We start from the raw sequence: 17,145 nt of genomic DNA on the forward strand, positions 1-17,145 counted from the left end.
CGAAATTCACCGCTCCCTGCGTGCCGGCCCGGGGGCCGGGCGCGCTGTGGTTCGTCGTCGTGGCAGCACCCGGGCCAGTCGTCTCCTGATCCGGGAGTTCTTGCTCCGGGCGGCCAGGGCCGCCTTCGCGCCCGAGGTGCTGCGTGCGAGGCAGAGCAGCACACCGATCGCGGACATGGCCGACAGCATGGCGGAACCGCCGTAGGAGAACAGCGGGAGCGGGACGCCCGCGATGGGCAGCAGTCCCAGCGCCGACCCCAGGTTGATCACGGCCTGCGCCGTGATCCAGGTGGTGGCGGCTCCCGCGGCGTACCTGACGAAGGAGTCCTTCGTACCGATGGCCACACGGATACCCGCGTAGCCTAGTGCCGCGAAGAGACCGATCACCGACAGCGTCCCCACCAGGCCCAGTTCCTCGCCGGTCGCGGCGAAGATGAAGTCGGTGTGCGCCTCGGGCAGCTGGCCCCATTTCTCGACGCCGGCGCCGAGGCCGGCGCCGAAACCGCCGCCGAGCGCGAACGAGTAGACGCCGTGCAGGGCCTGGAAGCAGGCTCCCTCGGGGTCGAGCTTGGTGACCCCGATGCAGGCCAGGCGCTCCGCCCGGTGCGGGACGGTGACCACCAGGGCGGTGCAGACGACGACGGCCACGCCCAGGGTGGCCACGAACAGCCGCAGCGGCGCGCCGACCATCCAGAGCAGCGCGAACAGCATGGCCACCAGGATCATCGAGGTGCCCATGTCGCCGCCGAGCATGATCAGCGCGAGCAGCAGCAGGGCGCCCGGCACGAGCGGGACGAGCAGGTGCTTCCAGGTGGTGAGGGTGCCGGCCCGCTGCTTGCGGGCGAGCAGGTCGGCGCCCCAGAGCACCAGCGCGAGCTTGGCGAACTCGGAGGGCTGGAACTGGAAGAACCCGAAGTCCAGCCAGTTCTGGTTGCCGTTGATCCGCACACCGACGCCGGGCACGGCGACCAGCGCGAGCGCGCCGATCACCCCGATCATCACCGGGTAGACGATCACCCGCAGCACCGCCACCGGGACGGCCGCGAAGCCGATCAGCAGGACCAGGCCGAGGATGGCCGCGATCAGCTGTTTGAGGAAGTAGTACTGCGCCGAGTGGTGCTGGCCCAGGGCGAGGATCTGCGAGGCAGAGAAGACCATCATCAGGCCGAGCACCAGTAGCAGCAGCGTCGTGCCGACGATCAGCAGGTAGGGCGTGAGCGGCCGGTCCAGCCAGTACCGCACCCGGGCCCTGAGGGCACCGAGACGGCCCAGCGGACCGGCCGACTTGTACTTCGTCGTGGTGGCGGAGATCACGCGCCACGGCTCGGCGGCGCCCCGTTCCGGCGCGCTCGAGTCCGCCCTGCCCTGCCCCGCCAACTCCCCGCTCACTCTCTTCGAACAACGCCCCGGCCGGGCCCGCTACCCGTGCGCCAGCTCCCGGACGGCGGCGGCGAAGAGGTCTCCGCGCTCGCCGTAGTTGGTGAACATGTCCATCGAGGCGCAGGCCGGGGCCAGCAGCACCGTGTCACCCGGCTGGGCGAGCGAGGCGGCCGTCCGGACCACCTCGGTCATCGCCACCGCGCCAGTCTGGCCCTCGGCCGCCTCGATCACCGGGACATCCGGCGCGTGTCGGGCCAGTGCCTCCCGGATCAGCGCGCGGTCCTCGCCGATCAGCACGGCCGCCCGCAGCCGCTCGGCCGCGCCCTGGACCAGGTCGTCGAAGGTCGCGCCCTTGGCCAGGCCGCCGGCGATCCAGACGATCGGCCGGTAGGCGGCCAGCGAGGCCGCGGCGGCGTGGGTGTTGGTGGCCTTGGAGTCGTCGATCCAGGTGACCTCGCCGACCACGCCGACCTCGGCGATCCGGTGGGCGTCCGGGCGGAAGGCGCGCAGGCCCTCCCGGACGGCCTTCGGCTCGACCCCGTAGGAGCGGGCCAGCGCCGCCGCGGCGAGCGCGTTGGTGATGTTGTGCGGGGCCGGCGGGAACACGTCCTCGACGGAGCCCAGCTCGGCGGCGTTCTTGGCCCGGTCGGACACGAACGCGCGGTCCACCAGCAGCCCGTCCACGACGCCGAAGTTCGACGGGCCGGGCGAGCCGAGGCCGAAGCCGATCGCCCGGCAGCCCTCCTCGACGTCGGCCTCGCGGACCAGCGCCTCCGTGGCCGGGTCGGCCAGGTTGTAGACGCAGGCGACGACGTTGCCCTCGTAGATCCGGCCCTTGGCGGCGGCGTACGCCTCCATCGAGCCGTGCCAGTCGAGGTGGTCGGGCGCCAGGTTGAGCACGGCCGCCGAGTACGGGCGCAGCGAGGGCGCCCAGTGCAGCTGGTAGCTGGAGAGCTCGACGGCGAGGACGTCGTACGGCTCCTCGGCGAGCACCGCGTCCAGCACCGAGACGCCGACGTTGCCGACGGCGGCGGTGCGCCTGCCGGCCGCGGTGAGGATCGAGGCGAGCATCTGGACGGTGGTGGTCTTGCCGTTGGTGCCGGTGACGGCCAGCCAGGGGGCGGGCTCGCCGGTGGCCGGCAACGGCCTGCGCAGCCGCCAGGCGAGTTCGACGTCGCCCCAGACCGGGACGCCGGCCGCGTCGGCGGTGGCGAACAGCGGGCTGCTCGGCGGCCAGCCGGGCGAGGTGACGATCAGCCGGGTGCCCTCGGGCAGGCTGTCGCCGTCGCCGAGGCGCACCGCGATGCCCTGGGCCTCCAGTTCGGCGGCGCGGGCCTTCAGGCCGTCGCCGCTGCCGCCGTCGACGACGGTGACGCGGGCGCCGAGGCCGTGCAGGACGCGCGCGGCACTGATGCCCGAGACGCCGAGCCCGGCGACGACGACCGGCAGGTCCTCGAACCCCGGCCCTGCCGGCTGCGAACTGGTCATCCGGTCACCCATCCCGCGTAGAAGAGGCCGAGGCCGACGGCCACGCAGAGGCCCTGGATGATCCAGAACCGGACGACGATCAGGACCTCGGTCCAGCCCTTGAGTTCGAAGTGGTGCTGCAGCGGTGCCATCTTGAAGACGCGCTTGCCGGTCATCCGGAAGGAGCCGACCTGGATGATCACCGACAGGGTGATGATCACGTAGAGGCCGCCGAGCAGCGCGACCAGCAGCTCGGTGCGGGAGCAGATCGCCAGGCCGGCCAGGGCGCCGCCGAGGGCGAGCGAGCCGGTGTCACCCATGAAGATCTTGGCGGGCGAGGTGTTCCACCAGAGGAAGCCGAAGCAGGAGCCCATCAGGGCGGAGGCGACGACGGCGAGGTCCAGCGGGTCGCGGACGTCGTAGCAGTTGGCGGTCGCGGTGATGGTGTAGGCGCAGCTCTGGGTGTACTCCCAGATGCCGATGAAGGTGTAGGCGCCGAAGACCATCACCGACGCGCCGGTGGCGAGGCCGTCCAGACCGTCGGTGAGGTTCACGCCGTTCGACATCGCGGCGATCATGAAGTAGGCGAAGATGACGAACAGCACGGGGCCGATCGACCAGCCGTAGTCCCGGACGAAGGACAGGTGCTGGGAGGCCGGGGCGAGCCCGCGGTCGTCCTGGAACTGCAGCGCCAGGACGGCGAACCCGAGGCCGACGATGGACTGGCCCGCCAGCTTCGCCTTGGCCCGCAGACCCAGCGAGCGGCGCTTGACCACCTTGATGAAGTCGTCCAGGAAGCCGACCAGGCCGAGGCCCGCGGTCAGGAAGAGCACCAGCAGTCCGGAGACCGTCGGGCTCTCGCCCGTTATCGCCTTGGTGGCGAAGTAGGCGATCAGGGTCGCCAGGATGAAGGCGATGCCGCCCATGGTGGGCGTGCCCTTCTTGCTGTGGTGCGCCTTCGGGCCGTCGTCACGGATGTACTGGCCGTAGCCGTGCTTGGCGAGCAGCTTGATCAGGGCGGGGGTGCCGAGCAGCGACAGGACCAGGCCGATCATGCCGGAGAACAGGATCTGCTTCATCACTCGGCCACACCGTCCGCGAGGAGGGCCTCGGCCACCTTCTCCAGCCCCACCGAACGGGAGGCCTTCACCAGGACCACATCCCCCGGCCGCAGCTGACTGCGCAGCAGTTCGACCGCCGCGTCCGCGTCGGACACCAGCACCGACTCCTCACCCCACGAACCTTCGTTCCTCGCGCCGAGTTCCATGCAGGCCGCCTCGCGTCCGCCGACCGCCACCAGCTTGGTGACGTCCAGCCGTACCGCGAGCCGCCCGATGGCGTCGTGCTCGGCCAGGCTCTCCTCGCCGAGCTCCCGCATCTCGCCGAGCACCGCCCAGGTACGGCGGCGCTCCGGGCCGCGGCCCCCCATCGAGACCAGCGCCCGCAGCGCGGCCCTCATCGAGTCGGGGTTCGCGTTGTAGGCGTCGTTCACGACGGTGACACCATCGGCCCGGTCGACGACCTCCATGCGCCAGCGGGACAGCGCACCCGCCTCGCCCAGGGCTGCCGCGGTGTCGTCGACGGACATCCCGAGCTCCACCGCCACCGCGGCGGCGGCGAGGGCGTTCGAGACGTGGTGCTCACCGTACAGGCGCAGCTGCACGGGCGCGGAACCGGCTGGGGTGGTGAGCGTGAACGATGGCCGTCCGGTGGCATCCAGGCGAACCTCCGTCGCCCGGACGTGGGCGTCCGGGGACTCCCCGAACAGGACCACCTTGGCCCGGGTCCGGGCGGCCATCGCGCGCACCAGGCGGTCGTCGGCGTTGAGGATCGCCGTGCCGTCCGCGGGCAGCGCCTCGACCAGCTCGCCCTTGGCCTCGGCGATCGCCTCCTGGGAGCCGAACTCGCCGACGTGCGCGGTGCCGACGTTCAGCACCAGGCCGATCCGGGGCGGGGTGATCGAGGTGAGGTACTCGATGTCGCCCTTGTGTCGGGCGCCCATCTCCATGACCAGGTGCCGGGTGCCGGGCTCGACCCGCAGCGCGGTCATCGGGTGGCCGATCTCGTTGTTGAGCGAGCCGGGCGGGTAGACGGTGTCGCCGTGGCGCTGGAGCAGCTGGGCGATCAGGTCCTTGGTGCTGGTCTTGCCGGCCGAGCCGGTCAGCGCGACCACGGCGGTGGCCTCGGCGCGGGCGACCACGGTGCGGGCCAGCTTGCCGAGGGCGTCCACCACACTGTCGACCAGGACGGCGGGCACGCCGACCGGGCGGGAGGCCAGCACCGCGACGGCGCCGGCCTCGACCGCGGTGGCCGCGTAGTCGTGGCCGTCCACGTGCTCGCCGACGAAGGCCGCGAAGAGGCCGCCGGGGCGCACCTTCCGGGAGTCGACCTCGACCGGGCCGGTCACCAGGGTGTCGGGGTCGGCGCCGTCCAGGGTGCCCCCGACTGCTGCGGCCACCTCGGCGAGGGTCAGTGCGATCACTGCTGCTCTACTCCTCGGTCGCCCCGGGCGGCCGTGGCCTGCGTGATGGATTCGCGCAGCACCTCCCGGTCGTCGAAGGGGCGGATCTCGTCTCGTACGTACTGGCCGAGCTCGTGGCCCTTGCCGGCCACCAGCACGGTGTCACCGGCGTGCGCGCGGGCCACCGCGAGGCGGATCGCCTCGGCCCGGTCGGGGACGACCAGGACGTCGCCGCGCTCGGCCTCGGGCACCGCGGCGGCGCCGGTCAGCATGCTGGCGAGGATCGCCAGCGGGTCCTCGCTGCGCGGGTTGTCGCTGGTCAGCAGGGCGGTGTCGGCGAGCCGGGCGGCGATGGCGCCCATCGGGCCGCGCTTGTGCGGGTCGCGGTCGCCGCCGCAGCCGACGACGACGTGCAGCCGGCCCTTGGTGACCTCGCGCAGCGAGCCGAGGACGGCCTGCAGGGCGTCCGGCTTGTGCGCGTAGTCCACGACGGCGACGAACGGCTGTCCGGCGTCCACCCGCTCCAGCCGGCCCGGCACGCCGGGCACCGCAGCCACGCCGGCGACGGCCCGCTCCAGCGGCAGGCCGGCGGCGACCAGCGTGGCGATCGCGGCCAGCGCGTTGGACACGTTGAACGGGCCGGGCAGCGGGACGGCGGCGTCGGCCTCGGCGCCGTCCGGGCCGAGCACCCGGAAGGTGGAGCCGGCCGGGCCGAGCTGGACGTCGACCGCGCGCCAGTCGGCCTCGGGGGCGCCGGCGGCGGAGAAGGTGGTCACCGGGATCTTGGCCTCGGCGGCCAGCCGGCGGCCGTACTCGTCGTCGAGGTTGACCACCCCGCGGCGGGACTTGCCGGGCTGGAAGAGCCGGGCCTTCGCCTGGAAGTAGTCCTCCATGTCCGGGTGGAAGTCGAGGTGCTCGGGCGTGAGGTTGTTGAACAGGGCGACGTCGTAGGTCACCCCGTCGGTGCGGCCGAAGACCAGGGCGTGGCTGGAGACCTCCATGGTCACCGCGTCCGCGCCGCGCTCGGCCATCACGCCGAGGATCGCGTGCAGGTCGGTGGCCTCGGGGGTGGTCCGCTCGCTCTTGATCCGCTCGGTGCCGACCCGCATCTCGACGGTGCCGATCACCCCGGGGCTGCGGCCGGCGCCGCGCAGACCGCCCTCGACCAGGTAGGACGTGGTGGTCTTGCCGTTGGTACCGGTCAGCCCGATCATCAGCAGTCGCTCGGAGGGGTGGCCGTAGACGGCCGCGGCGAGCTCGCCCATGCGGGCCCGCGGCCGGTCGACGACCAGCAGCGGCAGGCCGGTGCCGGCCGCCAGCTCGGCGCCGGCCGGATCGGTGAGCAGCGCCACCGCGCCCGCCGCCGCGGCCTGGGCCGCGAAGGCCGCGCCGTGGTGGTTGGCGCCGGGGAAGGCCACGTACACGTCGCCCGGGCGCACCGCGCGGGAGTCGTGGGTGACACCCGTGACGGCGCCGCCCTCGACGGGGTCGAGGCCCAGCCGGCGGGCGAGCTCGGCGAGCGGCAGGGCGGCGGCCTGGGCCGGGCGGGGCGGACTCACGGTGGTTTGATCGGGTTTCGGCACGGCGGGAAGGCTATCCGCCGAAGGGTGCCCAGGGCCAAACCGGGCCTGCCCCGCGCCGCCGTCCACGGCGGCCCGCTCGTTCCTCATGCTTGCTCACGGCTTCCACTCGACGGGCAGGTTGGGGGCCTCGCTGTTGCTCGGCGGGACCTGGAGGGTCTTGAGGGTGAACTCCATCACCTGCTTGAACACCGGACCGCACAGCTGGCCGCCGAAGTGGCCGTTGACCGGGCCCTGGAGGGTACACGAGACGGTGACCCGGGGGGCCTCGGCGGGGGCGAAGCCGATGAAGGAGGCGGTGTAGCCGTCGTAGCCGACGCCGTTGGCGGCGCCCCGGTTGGCGGTGCCGGTCTTGCCGGCGACGCGGTAGCCGGGGATGGCGGCCTTGCCGCCGGTGCCCTGCTCGTCGTCGACGACGGACTCCAGCATCTGGGTCAGGGTCTTCGCGGTCTGCTCGCCGACCACGCGGGTCTGCGCACCCGGCGGGGTGGGGGTGTACTTGCCGTCCGGGCTGGTGACGCCCTGGACGATGCTGGGCGCGACCCGGACGCCGCCGTTGGCGATGGTCGAGTAGACGGAGGTGGCCTGGAGCGCGTTCAGCTGCAGCGGGCCCTGGCCGAAGGAGATGTTGTACTTCTCCGAGGCGACCAGGTCCTCGGGCTTCTTGAGCTTCCCGGCGGTCTCGCCGGGGAAGTTCAGCCCGGTCGGCTGGGCCACGCCGAACTTGCGCATGTAGCCGTCCAGCACCTTGTTGGACTCCAGCTGGTCGGCGCCGAGCGTCTCGATGGCCTCGATGGTGCCGATGTTCGAGGACTTGGCGAGCACCCCGGCCAGCGTCAGGTACCAGGTGTTGTGGTCGACGTCGTCCTTGAACTGCTGCCCGGCGCGTACCAGCCGGTCGGGCACGGTGACCTTGGTGTCCCAGGTGGCCTTGCCGGTGTCCAGGACGGCGGCCAGGCTCATCAGCTTGGCGGTGCTGCCCGGCTCGTACGCGTCGGCCAGCGCGGTGTTGCCCAGCTGGGACTGCTTGGCGGTGGACAGGTCGTTCGGGTTGAGGCCGGGCGCGGTGGCCATCGCGAGGACCTGGCCGGTCTTCACGTCCTGGACGACGACGTAGCCCTTCTCGGCGCCGGAGTTGGCGACCTGGTCGGTGATCGCCTTCTGGGCGGCCCACTGGATGTCCCGGTTGATGGTCAGCCTGATGTCGCTGCCGGGCACGGCGGGCTCCAGCGAGCCGCCGGCGGTGGGCACCAGCCGGCCGCCGGCCTGGGCGTAGCTGTTGTGGCCGTCCTTGCCGGACAGCAGCTTCTGGTACTGCAGCTCCAGGCCGCCGGCGCCCTCGCCCTCGCCGTTGACGAAGCCGACCAGGTTGGCCGCCAGGCCGTCCGCGGGGTAGACCCGCTTCTGGGTCTCCCGGTTGAACACCCCGGCCAGCGGGTTGGCGCACTCGTTGTCGACGCGGGTGCGCCCGCCCTGGTCGGCGGGCTTGCCGAGCAGCTTCTTCTGGGCCTGGCAGGTGCGCGAGCCGGCCTGCTTCTCCAGGCCCGACTTGAGGTCGCTGATCTGGTTCTTGGCGCTCGGGGTCTGCCGGGCGGCGAGCCGCTTGTAGCGGCTCTTGGGGGTGTGAAGGTCGGCGGCGATCTTCTCCTTGGGCACGCCGATGATCGGCGACAGCAGCGCCGCCGCCTGCTCCGGGGCGTCCGGGATGCCGGTGGCGTCCGGGGTGAACATCGCCGGGTCGGCGGTGATGTCGTAGGCGTCGACGGTGGCGGCCAGCGCCACGCCGTCCGCGGACGTTATCGAGCCGCGCTCGGCGGTGATCGGGATATTCAGGTAGCGGTTGGTGTTGGCGTCGGCGGCCAGCGCGTCGGCGTCCAGCAGCTGGAGCTGGACCAGCCGGCCCGCGAACACCGAGAAGACCAGCGCCATCACCACGGTGATCACGCGCAGCCGGCGGCGCGGTTCGGCCAGCCGGAGCGCCTTGGGGCGCTGCGGCGGGCGGGACGTCGGACGCGGCCGGGCCGCCGCCTGGGCGCGGGCCGGCGGCCTCCCCTCGGGGCGGCGCTGCTGCGGGGCCCGGGGCGTCCGGGCGGCGGCGGCCTTCACGGGCTGTCCCTTGGCGGGCTGCTTCGGCCGGGCGGTCTGCGGCTTGGCCGGCTGGGCCTTCGAGGTTTGCCCCTTGGCCGGCTGCCCCTTGGTCGGCTGGCCCTTGACGGGCTGCCCCTTCGCGGGCTGGGCCTTCCCCGCCGACTGCCCGCGCGGCGCAGCAGGGCGCGGCGCGGCGCCCTTGGGCACCGGGCGGCGGCCGTTGCCGGAGCCGCCGGCCGACGGCTGACGCGGAGTACTCATGCGCCCATCTCTCCCCCCGCAGGGCCATCCGCCCGTACGGACCCGCTCATGATCTGCTCGTCCCACCCGCTCATCGGCCCGCACCCCGACTCGGCGCCGGCGCGGCCGGACTGGCGGCCGCGGAGGCGGCCGGCGCGGCCGGGACGCCCGGATTGATCTGGACCACGGCGTCACCGGCCGTCGCCGCCGGCGCCGGGGCGCTCTGCTGCGCGCTCGGCGACGGCTGCTGCTTCATCGGCCACGGCTCGGCCGTCGACCGCTTCACCGGCGGGCTGTCCTGCGCCGGGCCGGGCTTGCCGAGCACCTTGCCGCCGTTCTGCACGTCCAGGAACGCCATCCCGCCCGCCGGGACCATGCCGAGCTCCGCGGCCCGCTTGGCCAGCGCGTCCGGGGCGGAGTTCTGGTCGATCTGGTGCTGGAGCCCCTGCTGCTCGTCGGTCAGCACGGTGGTGCGCTTCTGCAACCGGGACAGCTCGAACGAGCCCTCGTTGAGCGCCGTGTTCAGCGCCAGCAGCCCGAACAGCCCCGCCGCCAGCAGGACCACCACCAGCACGGCGAACGGCGTGCGCCCCCGGACGGGGCGCCGCCCCGGCCGGACCGTGATCCGCGCCCTGCCCTGCCCCGGCAGTGCCCCGCTCCCCGCCCGGACCCGCCCTCCTCGCCCGCCAACGGGCAGGAGGGGCCCTCCAGCCACCGGCCCCACTGCTCTCCTCCGCCCTTCGGACCGCCCCGGGACTCCCGCTCAGCCCCGCTTGTTCCGGTCCCTGATCCTCTCCGCCACCCGCAGCCGCACGGGCGCGGCGCGCCGGTTCTCCTCGATCTCCTCCTCGGTGGCCAGTTCGGCCCCGCGGGTGATCAGCTTGAGCCAGGGCTGGTGCTCCTCGGGGACGAACGGCAGCCCCGGCGGCGCGGTGCTGGTCGCCCCGGCGGCGAAGTACTGCTTCACCAGGCGGTCCTCCAGCGACTGGTAGGACATCACGACCATCCGCCCGCCGAGCGCGAGGACGTCCAGTGCCCCCGGGATCGCCCGGTCCAGCACCTCCAGTTCGCCGTTCACCTCGATCCGCAGGGCCTGGAACGTCCGCTTGGCCGGGTTCCCCCCGGTGCGCCGGGTCGCCGCCGGGATGGCGTTACGCACCAACTCGACCAGACGCGCACTCGTGGTGAACGGTTCCTTCGCCCGCTCGCGCACGATCACCGAGGCGATCTTCCCCGCGAACCGCTCCTCGCCGTAGACCTTGAGGATCCGGGCCAGGTCGCCGTGGCTGTAGGTGTTCAGCACCTCGGCCGCGCTGATCCCCCGGGTCTGGTCCATCCGCATGTCCAGCGGGGCGTCCTGGGCGTAGGCGAAGCCGCGCTCGGCCTCGTCCAGCTGCATCGAGGAGACACCGAGGTCGAACAGGACGCCGTCCACCCGGTCGATGCCCAGGCGCTCCAGCACCTCGGGGATCTCGTCGTAGACGGCGTGCACCAGGGTGGCCCGGTCGCCGAAGGGCGCGAGCCGCTCGCCGGAGAGCCTGAGCGCCTGCGGGTCGCGGTCCACCGCGACCAGCCGGACCTCCGGGAACTGGGTGAGCAGCGCCTCGCTGTGCCCGCCGAGGCCGAGGGTCGCGTCCACCACCACGGCGCCGGGCCGGGAGATCGCCGGGGCCAGGGCGTCCATGCACCGCTGCAGCATCACGGGGACGTGCTTGGGGCCCGGATCGTTGGTGGTCATGCGCGGTGGCGCCCTTCCTCGGTGCGGAGCAGCCCGACGTCCGGGAGCTCCGACCATTCTCGCCCACCGCCGGACGCGGACACGACGCGGCCCGTGGTCCCCGCCCGCTCAAGGGGAAGGACGTGACCGCCCGGCGCCGGGGAAGGTGCGCCAGGTGGGCACGGAGCGGGTGGAGGCCACGGGCCGCGTGGGCCGCCGCACGGCCGGAAAAGCCCGGTTGACGGGCTCCGGCGGGTGTGCTCGACTGCGCCGCAACTCTATCGCGCGGCCCCTTCCAGTCAATGGCCCGCTCCGGCGCACCACCCGGGCGGCGGTACGGATCACCGCAGGTCGCAGCCGTCCCGGCGGCCGGCCGGGGCGACCGGCGCGGGCCGCGTCAAAGGGTCCCGCGCCCCGGCCGCGCGCGCTCCGGGACCAGGCCGGACAAACCCGTCCGAAGCCCTTCCGTTGTGGCTATGCGCTCGGTCACAGCGGGCGGTTCTGTAGCTCTCCGCCCCACCACGGAGGCCCGAATCGCACTAACGTCGCCCGTATGACAGTGACCCCCGACCGGCCCACGCCGACCGCCGCTGCCGACTCCGAGAGACCCACCATCATCGACCGCTTCGTGGCGGCCAACCGCGACTACGCGGTGACCTTCCGCGACGGCGGCATGGACGCCCGCCCGGTGCAGCGGATCGCCGTGGTGGCCTGCATGGACGCCCGCCTCGACCTGTTCGCGGCGCTCGGCCTCGAACTGGGCGACGCGCACGTCATCCGCAACGCGGGCGGCGTCGTCACCGACGACACCATCCGCTCGCTCACCATCAGCCAGCGTGCCCTGGGCACCCGCTCGATCGCGCTGATCCACCACACCGGCTGCGGTCTGCTCGGGCTCACCGAGGACTTCCGCCGTGAGCTGGAGATGGAGGTCGGCCAGCGCCCGCAGTGGGCGGTGGAGGCCTTCGTCGACCTGGACGGCGACGTGCGCCAGTCCATGCAGCGGGTCCGCACGTCCCCGTTCCTGCTGCACACCGACGACGTCCGCGGCTTCGTCTTCGACGTCCACACCGGCCTGCTCCGCGAGATCCACTGACCCGTCCGCCGTCGCTCGCCCGGCCAACGGCGTCCGGGCGACAGGGTGACTTCCGCCCCTCGGGCGGGGGAGAATGCGCCTGCCGGTTGACCTCGAACCACCTGGGGCGGCCGGGCCGCAGGCCGCTGCCCGGCGCCGGATCCCCCACGGAACCGCCCCCGGAACGGCCGCGTCAAGCATGGGGTGGGGGCCGGCCTCGGGGTGAGGCGGCGCAGTGTGCCAGGGAGCGTTACGGGTGACGAGCTACAGCGATCAGGCCGGTCTCGACAGTCCTTCCGGGGGCGCCCAGGAGGCGGACGGGTACCACCGGGTCGGCCTTCCGGAGCTCGCAGCCGTCGTGGACCGGGTCCGCGCCAACATCGAGAGCGTGATCGAGGGCAAGCCGGAGGCCGTCCGGATCGCCCTGACCGTCCTGCTCGCCGAGGGCCACCTGCTGCTGGAGGACGTCCCCGGCGTCGGCAAGACCATGCTGGCCAAGGCGCTCGCCCGCTCGGTCGACTGCACCGTCCGCCGGATCCAGTTCACGCCCGACCTGTTGCCCTCGGACGTCACCGGCACCAACATCTACGACCAGCACCGCAACGACTTCGAGTTCCGCCCGGGCGCGATCTTCGCCCAGATCGTGGTCGGCGACGAGATCAACCGCGCCTCGCCGAAGACCCAGTCCGCGCTGCTGGAGTCGATGGAGGAGCGCCAGGTCACCATCGACGGCACCAGCTACGAGCTGCCCTCGCCGTTCATGGTGGTGGCCACCCAGAACCCGGTCGAGATGGAGGGCACCTACCACCTCCCGGAGGCCCAGCGGGACCGCTTCATGGCCCGGATCTCGATGGGCTACCCCAGCCCCGAGGCCGAGTTCGCGATGCTCGACGTGCACGCCGGCGCGAGCCCGCTGGAGGACCTCCAGCCGGTCGCGCACGCCGCCGACATCCTCAAGCTGATCGACCTGGTGCGCACCGTGCACATCGCCGACCCGGTCCGCCGCTACGCCGTCGACCTGGTCGGCGCCACCCGCACCAGCCACGAGCTGCGCCTGGGCGCCTCGCCGCGCGCCACCCTGCACCTGGTCCGGGCCGCCCGCGCCGCCGCCGCCCTCGACGGGCGCGACTACGTCACCCCGGACGACATCCAGCGCCTCGCCGTCCCGGTCCTCGCGCACCGCCTGATGCCGACCGCCGAGACCCACCTCAACCGCCGGACCGCCGAGCAGATCGTGGCCGACCTGGTCGCCCGGCTGCCGCTGCCGCGCCCGCAGGGCGGCCCGGCCGTCCGGAGGGGCTGAGGTGGCATCGGCCGACTCGTCGTCGGGTCTGCGGGCCGGCCTGCGCGGCCTCACCACCCGGGGCCGCTCCTTCCTCGCCGCCGGGCTCACCGCGGTGGTCTGCGCCTACCTGCTCGACCAGGACGCGCTGCTGCGGGTCGGCGTGCTGCTCGCCGCGCTGCCGCTGGCCGCCGCCCTGGTGCTGGCCAACACGCGTTACCGGGTCGCCAGCGGTCGCCGGCTGAGCCCGAGCCGGGCTGTCGCCGGCCAGGAGGCCCGGGTCCACCTGCGCGTCGACAACGTCTCCCGGGTGCCCACCGGGCTGCTGCTCCTGGAGGACAAGGTCCCGTACGTGCTCGGGCCGCGCCCGCGCTTCGTGCTGGACCGGATCGAGCCGCGCGGCCACCGTGAGGTCTCCTACCGGGTCCGTTCCGACCTGCGCGGCCGCTACCCGCTCGGGCCGCTCCAGCTGCGGCTGTCGGACCCGTTCGGCATGTGCGAGGTGAACCGTTCCTTCACCGCCTCCGACGTGCTCACCGTCGTCCCCCAGGTCCAGGCCCTGCCGTACATGCGGCTGACCGGCGAGTGGGCCGGACAGGGCGAGAGCCACACCCGCACGCTCGCGCTGGCCGGCGACGACGACGTGATCCTGCGCGAGTACCGGCCCGGCGACGACCTGCGCCGGGTGCACTGGAAGTCCACCGCCCGCTACGGCGAACTGATGGTCCGCCGCGAGGAGCAGCCGCAGCGGGCCCGCGCCACCGTCCTGCTGGACACCCGGGAGACCGCGCACCGGGGCAGCGGCCCCGCCTCCTCCTTCGAGTGGGCGGTCAGCTGCGCGGCCTCCGTCTCCGTGCACCTGCTGGAGCGCGGCTACCAGACCCGACTGCTCACCGACGACGGCCAGTCGGTCCCCGGCCCCGGCACCGGCGGCAGCAACACCGCGGACGAGGCCTCCGGGCTGATCCTGGACGCGCTCGCGGTGGCCGACCTGTCCGACGGCGGCGGGCTCTCCCGCGCCGAGGAGCCGCTGCGCACCGGCGGCGAGGGCCTGGTGGTCGCCGTCCTCGGCGAGCTGGACGAGGCGCAGACCACCCGGCTGGCACGGCTGCGCAGCCGCACCGGCGGCGCCATCGCCTTCCTGCTCGACACCGGCACCTGGTCCGGTCTGCGGATGCTCGCCCCCGACACCGGCGGCGACGAGTTCCGCGCGCGGGTCCGCCGGCTCCGCGAGGCCGGCTGGACGGTCCTGCCGGTGCGCGCCGGGGACTCCGTCCCCGACCTGTGGCGGGCCGCCGACGGCGCCAAGACCACCGCCCCCTACCGAGAAGAGACCGGCGCGTGACCACCCGGGCCAAACTGACCGTGTACTCGGCGCTGGCCACCGCCCTCGCCTCGCTCTGCCTGACCCCGCTGCTCACCACCAAGAGCTGGATCACCCACGCGTTCCTGGTGATCGCGGTGGTCGCCGCGGCCGGCGCGGGCCTGCGCCGTGCCCCGCTGTACCGCTGGACGGTGCCGATCGGGCAGCTGGCCGTCCTGTTCGTGATGCTGCTGATCGGCTTCGCCGGCGCGGGTGCCGCCTGGGGCGGCCTGGTGCCCGGGCCCAATTCGGTGAGCGCCCTCGACCGGGTGTTCGGCGCCGGCCTGGACGACATCCAGCAGTACGCCATCCCGGCCCCGCCCAGCGCGGGCCTGCGGCTGATCCTGGTCTCCTCGGTCGGCCTGATCGCCGTCGTGGTGGACACCATCGCGGTGACCTACCGGCGCTCGGCGCTGGCCGGGCTGCCACTGCTGGCTCTGTACTCGGTCGGCAACGGCCTGGCCGGCGACCGCGGCAGCTGGATCTGGTTCGGCCTCGCGTCCGCGGGCTACCTGGTGCTGCTCTTCGCCGAGGGCCAGGACCGGGTCTCCCGCTGGGGCCGGGTCTTCCGCGGCACCTCGCGGGGCACCGAGAGCACCGGCGCGGTGGGCCTGGGCGGCCAGCAGGTCGGCATCCTGGCACTGGCGGTGGCCCTGCTGCTGCCCGTCTTCCTTCCGCACTGGGAGTCCGGCCTGCTGCGCTCCGGCTCCGGCGGCACCCCGGGCAAGGGCTCCGGCGGTGCGGTGACCAGCCTCGACCCGCTGGTCAGCCTGCAGTCCGAGATCACCAGGCCCAGCGACGGCGAGCTGCTGCGCTACTCGCTGGACGCCGACGTCGCCGAGCAGACGTACCTGCGGACCGGCTCGCTGGACCAATTCGACGGCACCAACTGGAAGCTCGGCACCGGCACCGTCCTCGACCTGCCCGCCACCTTCCCCTCCCCGGAGGGTCTGCGGGACTCCAGCGTCCCCCAGGTGAGGGGCGACTTCACGGTCAGCGACCGGCTGGAGAAGAGCTGGCTGCCGCTGCCCTACCCGGTCGTCTCGGTCCAGCTGCCCAACCGCGGCGACTGGAAGCTCGACCAGGTGACGCGCACCGTCATGCCCACCAGCGACAAGGCGATCAAGGGCCTGCGCTACCAGGTCACGGCGCTGGACGTACGGCCCACAGCCAACGACCTGCGAACCGCACCGCAGGCGTCGCAGGACGTCCGCGACCGCTACACCGCCCTGCCCGCCGACCTGCCCGCGGTCGTCGCCGAGCAGGCCCGCGTCGTCACCGCCAAGGCGTCGACCGACTACGACAAGGCGGTCGCGCTGGCCGCGTGGTTCACCGGGCCGCAGTTCAGGTACGACACGACGGTCACCGGCGGCACCGGAAACAGCGCCATCGTCACCTTCCTGCGCGACAAGAGGGGCTTCTGCGTCCACTTCGCCTCCACCATGGCGGCGATGGCCCGCACCCTGAAGATCCCCGCCCGGGTCGCCGTCGGCTTCACCCCGGGCGACGCGCAGGGCGCCAACGTCTACGCGGTGACCGGCCGGATGTACCACGCCTGGCCCGAGCTGTACTTCGCGGGCTACGGCTGGACGCGCTTCGAGCCCACCCCGAGCCGCGGCGTCCAGCCCCGCTACACCGAGCAGAGCGCCACCCCGACCACCGCGCCCACCCGGCAGCCGACCGCCGCCGCCCAGAGCTCCGCGCCCGCGCCGGCGCCGTCCGCCAGCAAGGACTGCGACCCCAAGCTGCGCCGCATGGGCGAGTGCGGTGACAAGGACACCGCCGCCGCAAACACCGGCGAGGAGTCCTGGCTGCTCTCCGGGCAGGTGCTCGGCACCCTCGCCGCGGTGGTGGCGCTGATCGCCCTGCTGCTCGTCCCGCTGTTCTGGCGGGCCGCGCTGCGCCGCCGCCGGCTCGGCGGCGGGCGCCGCAGGCCCGGCGGGGACGGCCCGGGCGGGCTCACCGACGCCCAGGTGCTGGCCGCCTGGGACGAGCTGATCGACTCCGCCTGGGACCTCGGCATCCCGCCCGACGAGTCGCGCACCCCGCGGGCCGCGGCCCGGCGGATCACCGAGACGGCCGAGCTGGACGAGAACGCGGCGGCCGCCGCCGGACGGCTGGCGCTGGCCACCGAACGGGTGCTCTACGCCCCGTCCGGCCAGGTCACCGGCCCGCTGGCGGCCGACGTCCGGACCGCCCGGGCAGGCCTGCGGGCCACCGCCGGCCGGGCCGACCGGGCCAGGGCGGTGCTGCTGCCGCCGTCCTCGGCGCAGCTGTGGTGGCGAATCTCCGAGGCGGTCATGACCGCCCGGGCGGCGGCCGGCACCCGGACGCGCCGGGTGACCGACGCGGTCACCGGGCCGGTGCGGCGGGTGTTCACCCGGCGGAAGCGCAACCCGGAGTCCTGAGGGCGGGAGACGCACGAACGCCGGGGGCGGGCAGTCGATCGACTGCCCGCCCCCGGCGGTGTTTCAGGCTTCCGTACGGCCGTG

12 protein-coding genes are annotated in these 17,145 nt (G+C 73.7%); 4 read left to right on the plus strand and 8 right to left on the minus strand.

The genetic code is table 11. The features are described from left to right. Positions 1–6: 6 nt before the first annotated feature. The 8 genes from ftsW to rsmH all read right to left on the minus strand — a co-directional run bounded on the left by ftsW (position 7) and on the right by rsmH (position 10,954). Entirely contained in the window at positions 7–1,314 is a 1,308-nt protein-coding gene (gene ftsW, locus F7Q99_RS05970; RefSeq protein WP_407697748.1) for a putative lipid II flippase FtsW, read from the minus strand. 105 nt (positions 1,315–1,419) lie between these two features. After that, positions 1,420–2,868, minus strand: a complete 1,449-nt coding sequence (gene murD / locus F7Q99_RS05975) for a UDP-N-acetylmuramoyl-L-alanine--D-glutamate ligase (RefSeq protein ID WP_153460380.1) — start codon at positions 2,866–2,868, stop codon at positions 1,420–1,422. After that, complete coding sequence (mraY, locus tag F7Q99_RS05980; RefSeq protein ID WP_153460381.1) at positions 2,865–3,926, minus strand: phospho-N-acetylmuramoyl-pentapeptide-transferase; 1,062 nt, start codon at positions 3,924–3,926, stop codon at positions 2,865–2,867. Before mraY ends, murD begins: the two co-directional genes overlap by 4 nt. After that, complete coding sequence (locus tag F7Q99_RS05985; RefSeq protein ID WP_326846314.1) at positions 3,926–5,329, minus strand: UDP-N-acetylmuramoyl-tripeptide--D-alanyl-D-alanine ligase; 1,404 nt, start codon at positions 5,327–5,329, stop codon at positions 3,926–3,928. Before F7Q99_RS05985 ends, mraY begins: the two co-directional genes overlap by 1 nt. After that, positions 5,326–6,978, minus strand: a complete 1,653-nt coding sequence (locus tag F7Q99_RS05990) for a UDP-N-acetylmuramoyl-L-alanyl-D-glutamate--2,6-diaminopimelate ligase (protein ID WP_153460382.1) — start codon at positions 6,976–6,978, stop codon at positions 5,326–5,328. Before F7Q99_RS05990 ends, F7Q99_RS05985 begins: the two co-directional genes overlap by 4 nt. A 6-nt stretch (positions 6,979–6,984) precedes the next feature. Next, the gene (locus F7Q99_RS05995) at positions 6,985–9,237 is read right to left on the minus strand and encodes a peptidoglycan D,D-transpeptidase FtsI family protein (RefSeq protein WP_153460383.1); all 2,253 of its coding nucleotides are present in this window, start codon (positions 9,235–9,237) and stop codon (positions 6,985–6,987) included. A 70-nt stretch (positions 9,238–9,307) separates the two neighbouring features. Continuing rightward, positions 9,308–9,790, minus strand: a complete 483-nt coding sequence (locus tag F7Q99_RS06000; RefSeq protein WP_326846315.1) for a septum formation initiator family protein — start codon at positions 9,788–9,790, stop codon at positions 9,308–9,310. Positions 9,791–9,979: 189 nt separating this feature from the next. Beyond that, entirely contained in the window at positions 9,980–10,954 is a 975-nt protein-coding gene (rsmH, locus tag F7Q99_RS06005; protein WP_153460384.1) for a 16S rRNA (cytosine(1402)-N(4))-methyltransferase RsmH, read from the minus strand. 532 nt (positions 10,955–11,486) lie between these two features. Here rsmH and F7Q99_RS06010 point away from each other — a divergent pair. The 4 genes from F7Q99_RS06010 to F7Q99_RS06025 all read left to right on the plus strand — a co-directional run bounded on the left by F7Q99_RS06010 (position 11,487) and on the right by F7Q99_RS06025 (position 17,061). After that, complete coding sequence (locus tag F7Q99_RS06010) at positions 11,487–12,029, plus strand: beta-class carbonic anhydrase (RefSeq protein WP_153460385.1); 543 nt, start codon at positions 11,487–11,489, stop codon at positions 12,027–12,029. A 337-nt stretch (positions 12,030–12,366) separates the two neighbouring features. Continuing rightward, the gene (locus F7Q99_RS06015) at positions 12,367–13,311 is read left to right on the plus strand and encodes an AAA family ATPase (RefSeq protein WP_326847179.1); all 945 of its coding nucleotides are present in this window, start codon (positions 12,367–12,369) and stop codon (positions 13,309–13,311) included. A gap of 1 nt (position 13,312) precedes the next feature. Continuing rightward, complete coding sequence (locus F7Q99_RS06020; RefSeq protein WP_326846316.1) at positions 13,313–14,635, plus strand: DUF58 domain-containing protein; 1,323 nt, start codon at positions 13,313–13,315, stop codon at positions 14,633–14,635. Further along, entirely contained in the window at positions 14,632–17,061 is a 2,430-nt protein-coding gene (locus F7Q99_RS06025) for a transglutaminase family protein (RefSeq protein ID WP_153460386.1), read from the plus strand. The genes F7Q99_RS06020 and F7Q99_RS06025 overlap by 4 nt, the downstream gene beginning before the upstream one ends. The last annotated feature ends 84 nt before the right edge of the window (positions 17,062–17,145 follow it).

The organism is Streptomyces kaniharaensis (assembly GCF_009569385.1).
GTDB classification, from domain to species: Bacteria; Actinomycetota; Actinomycetes; order Streptomycetales; family Streptomycetaceae; genus Kitasatospora; species Kitasatospora kaniharaensis.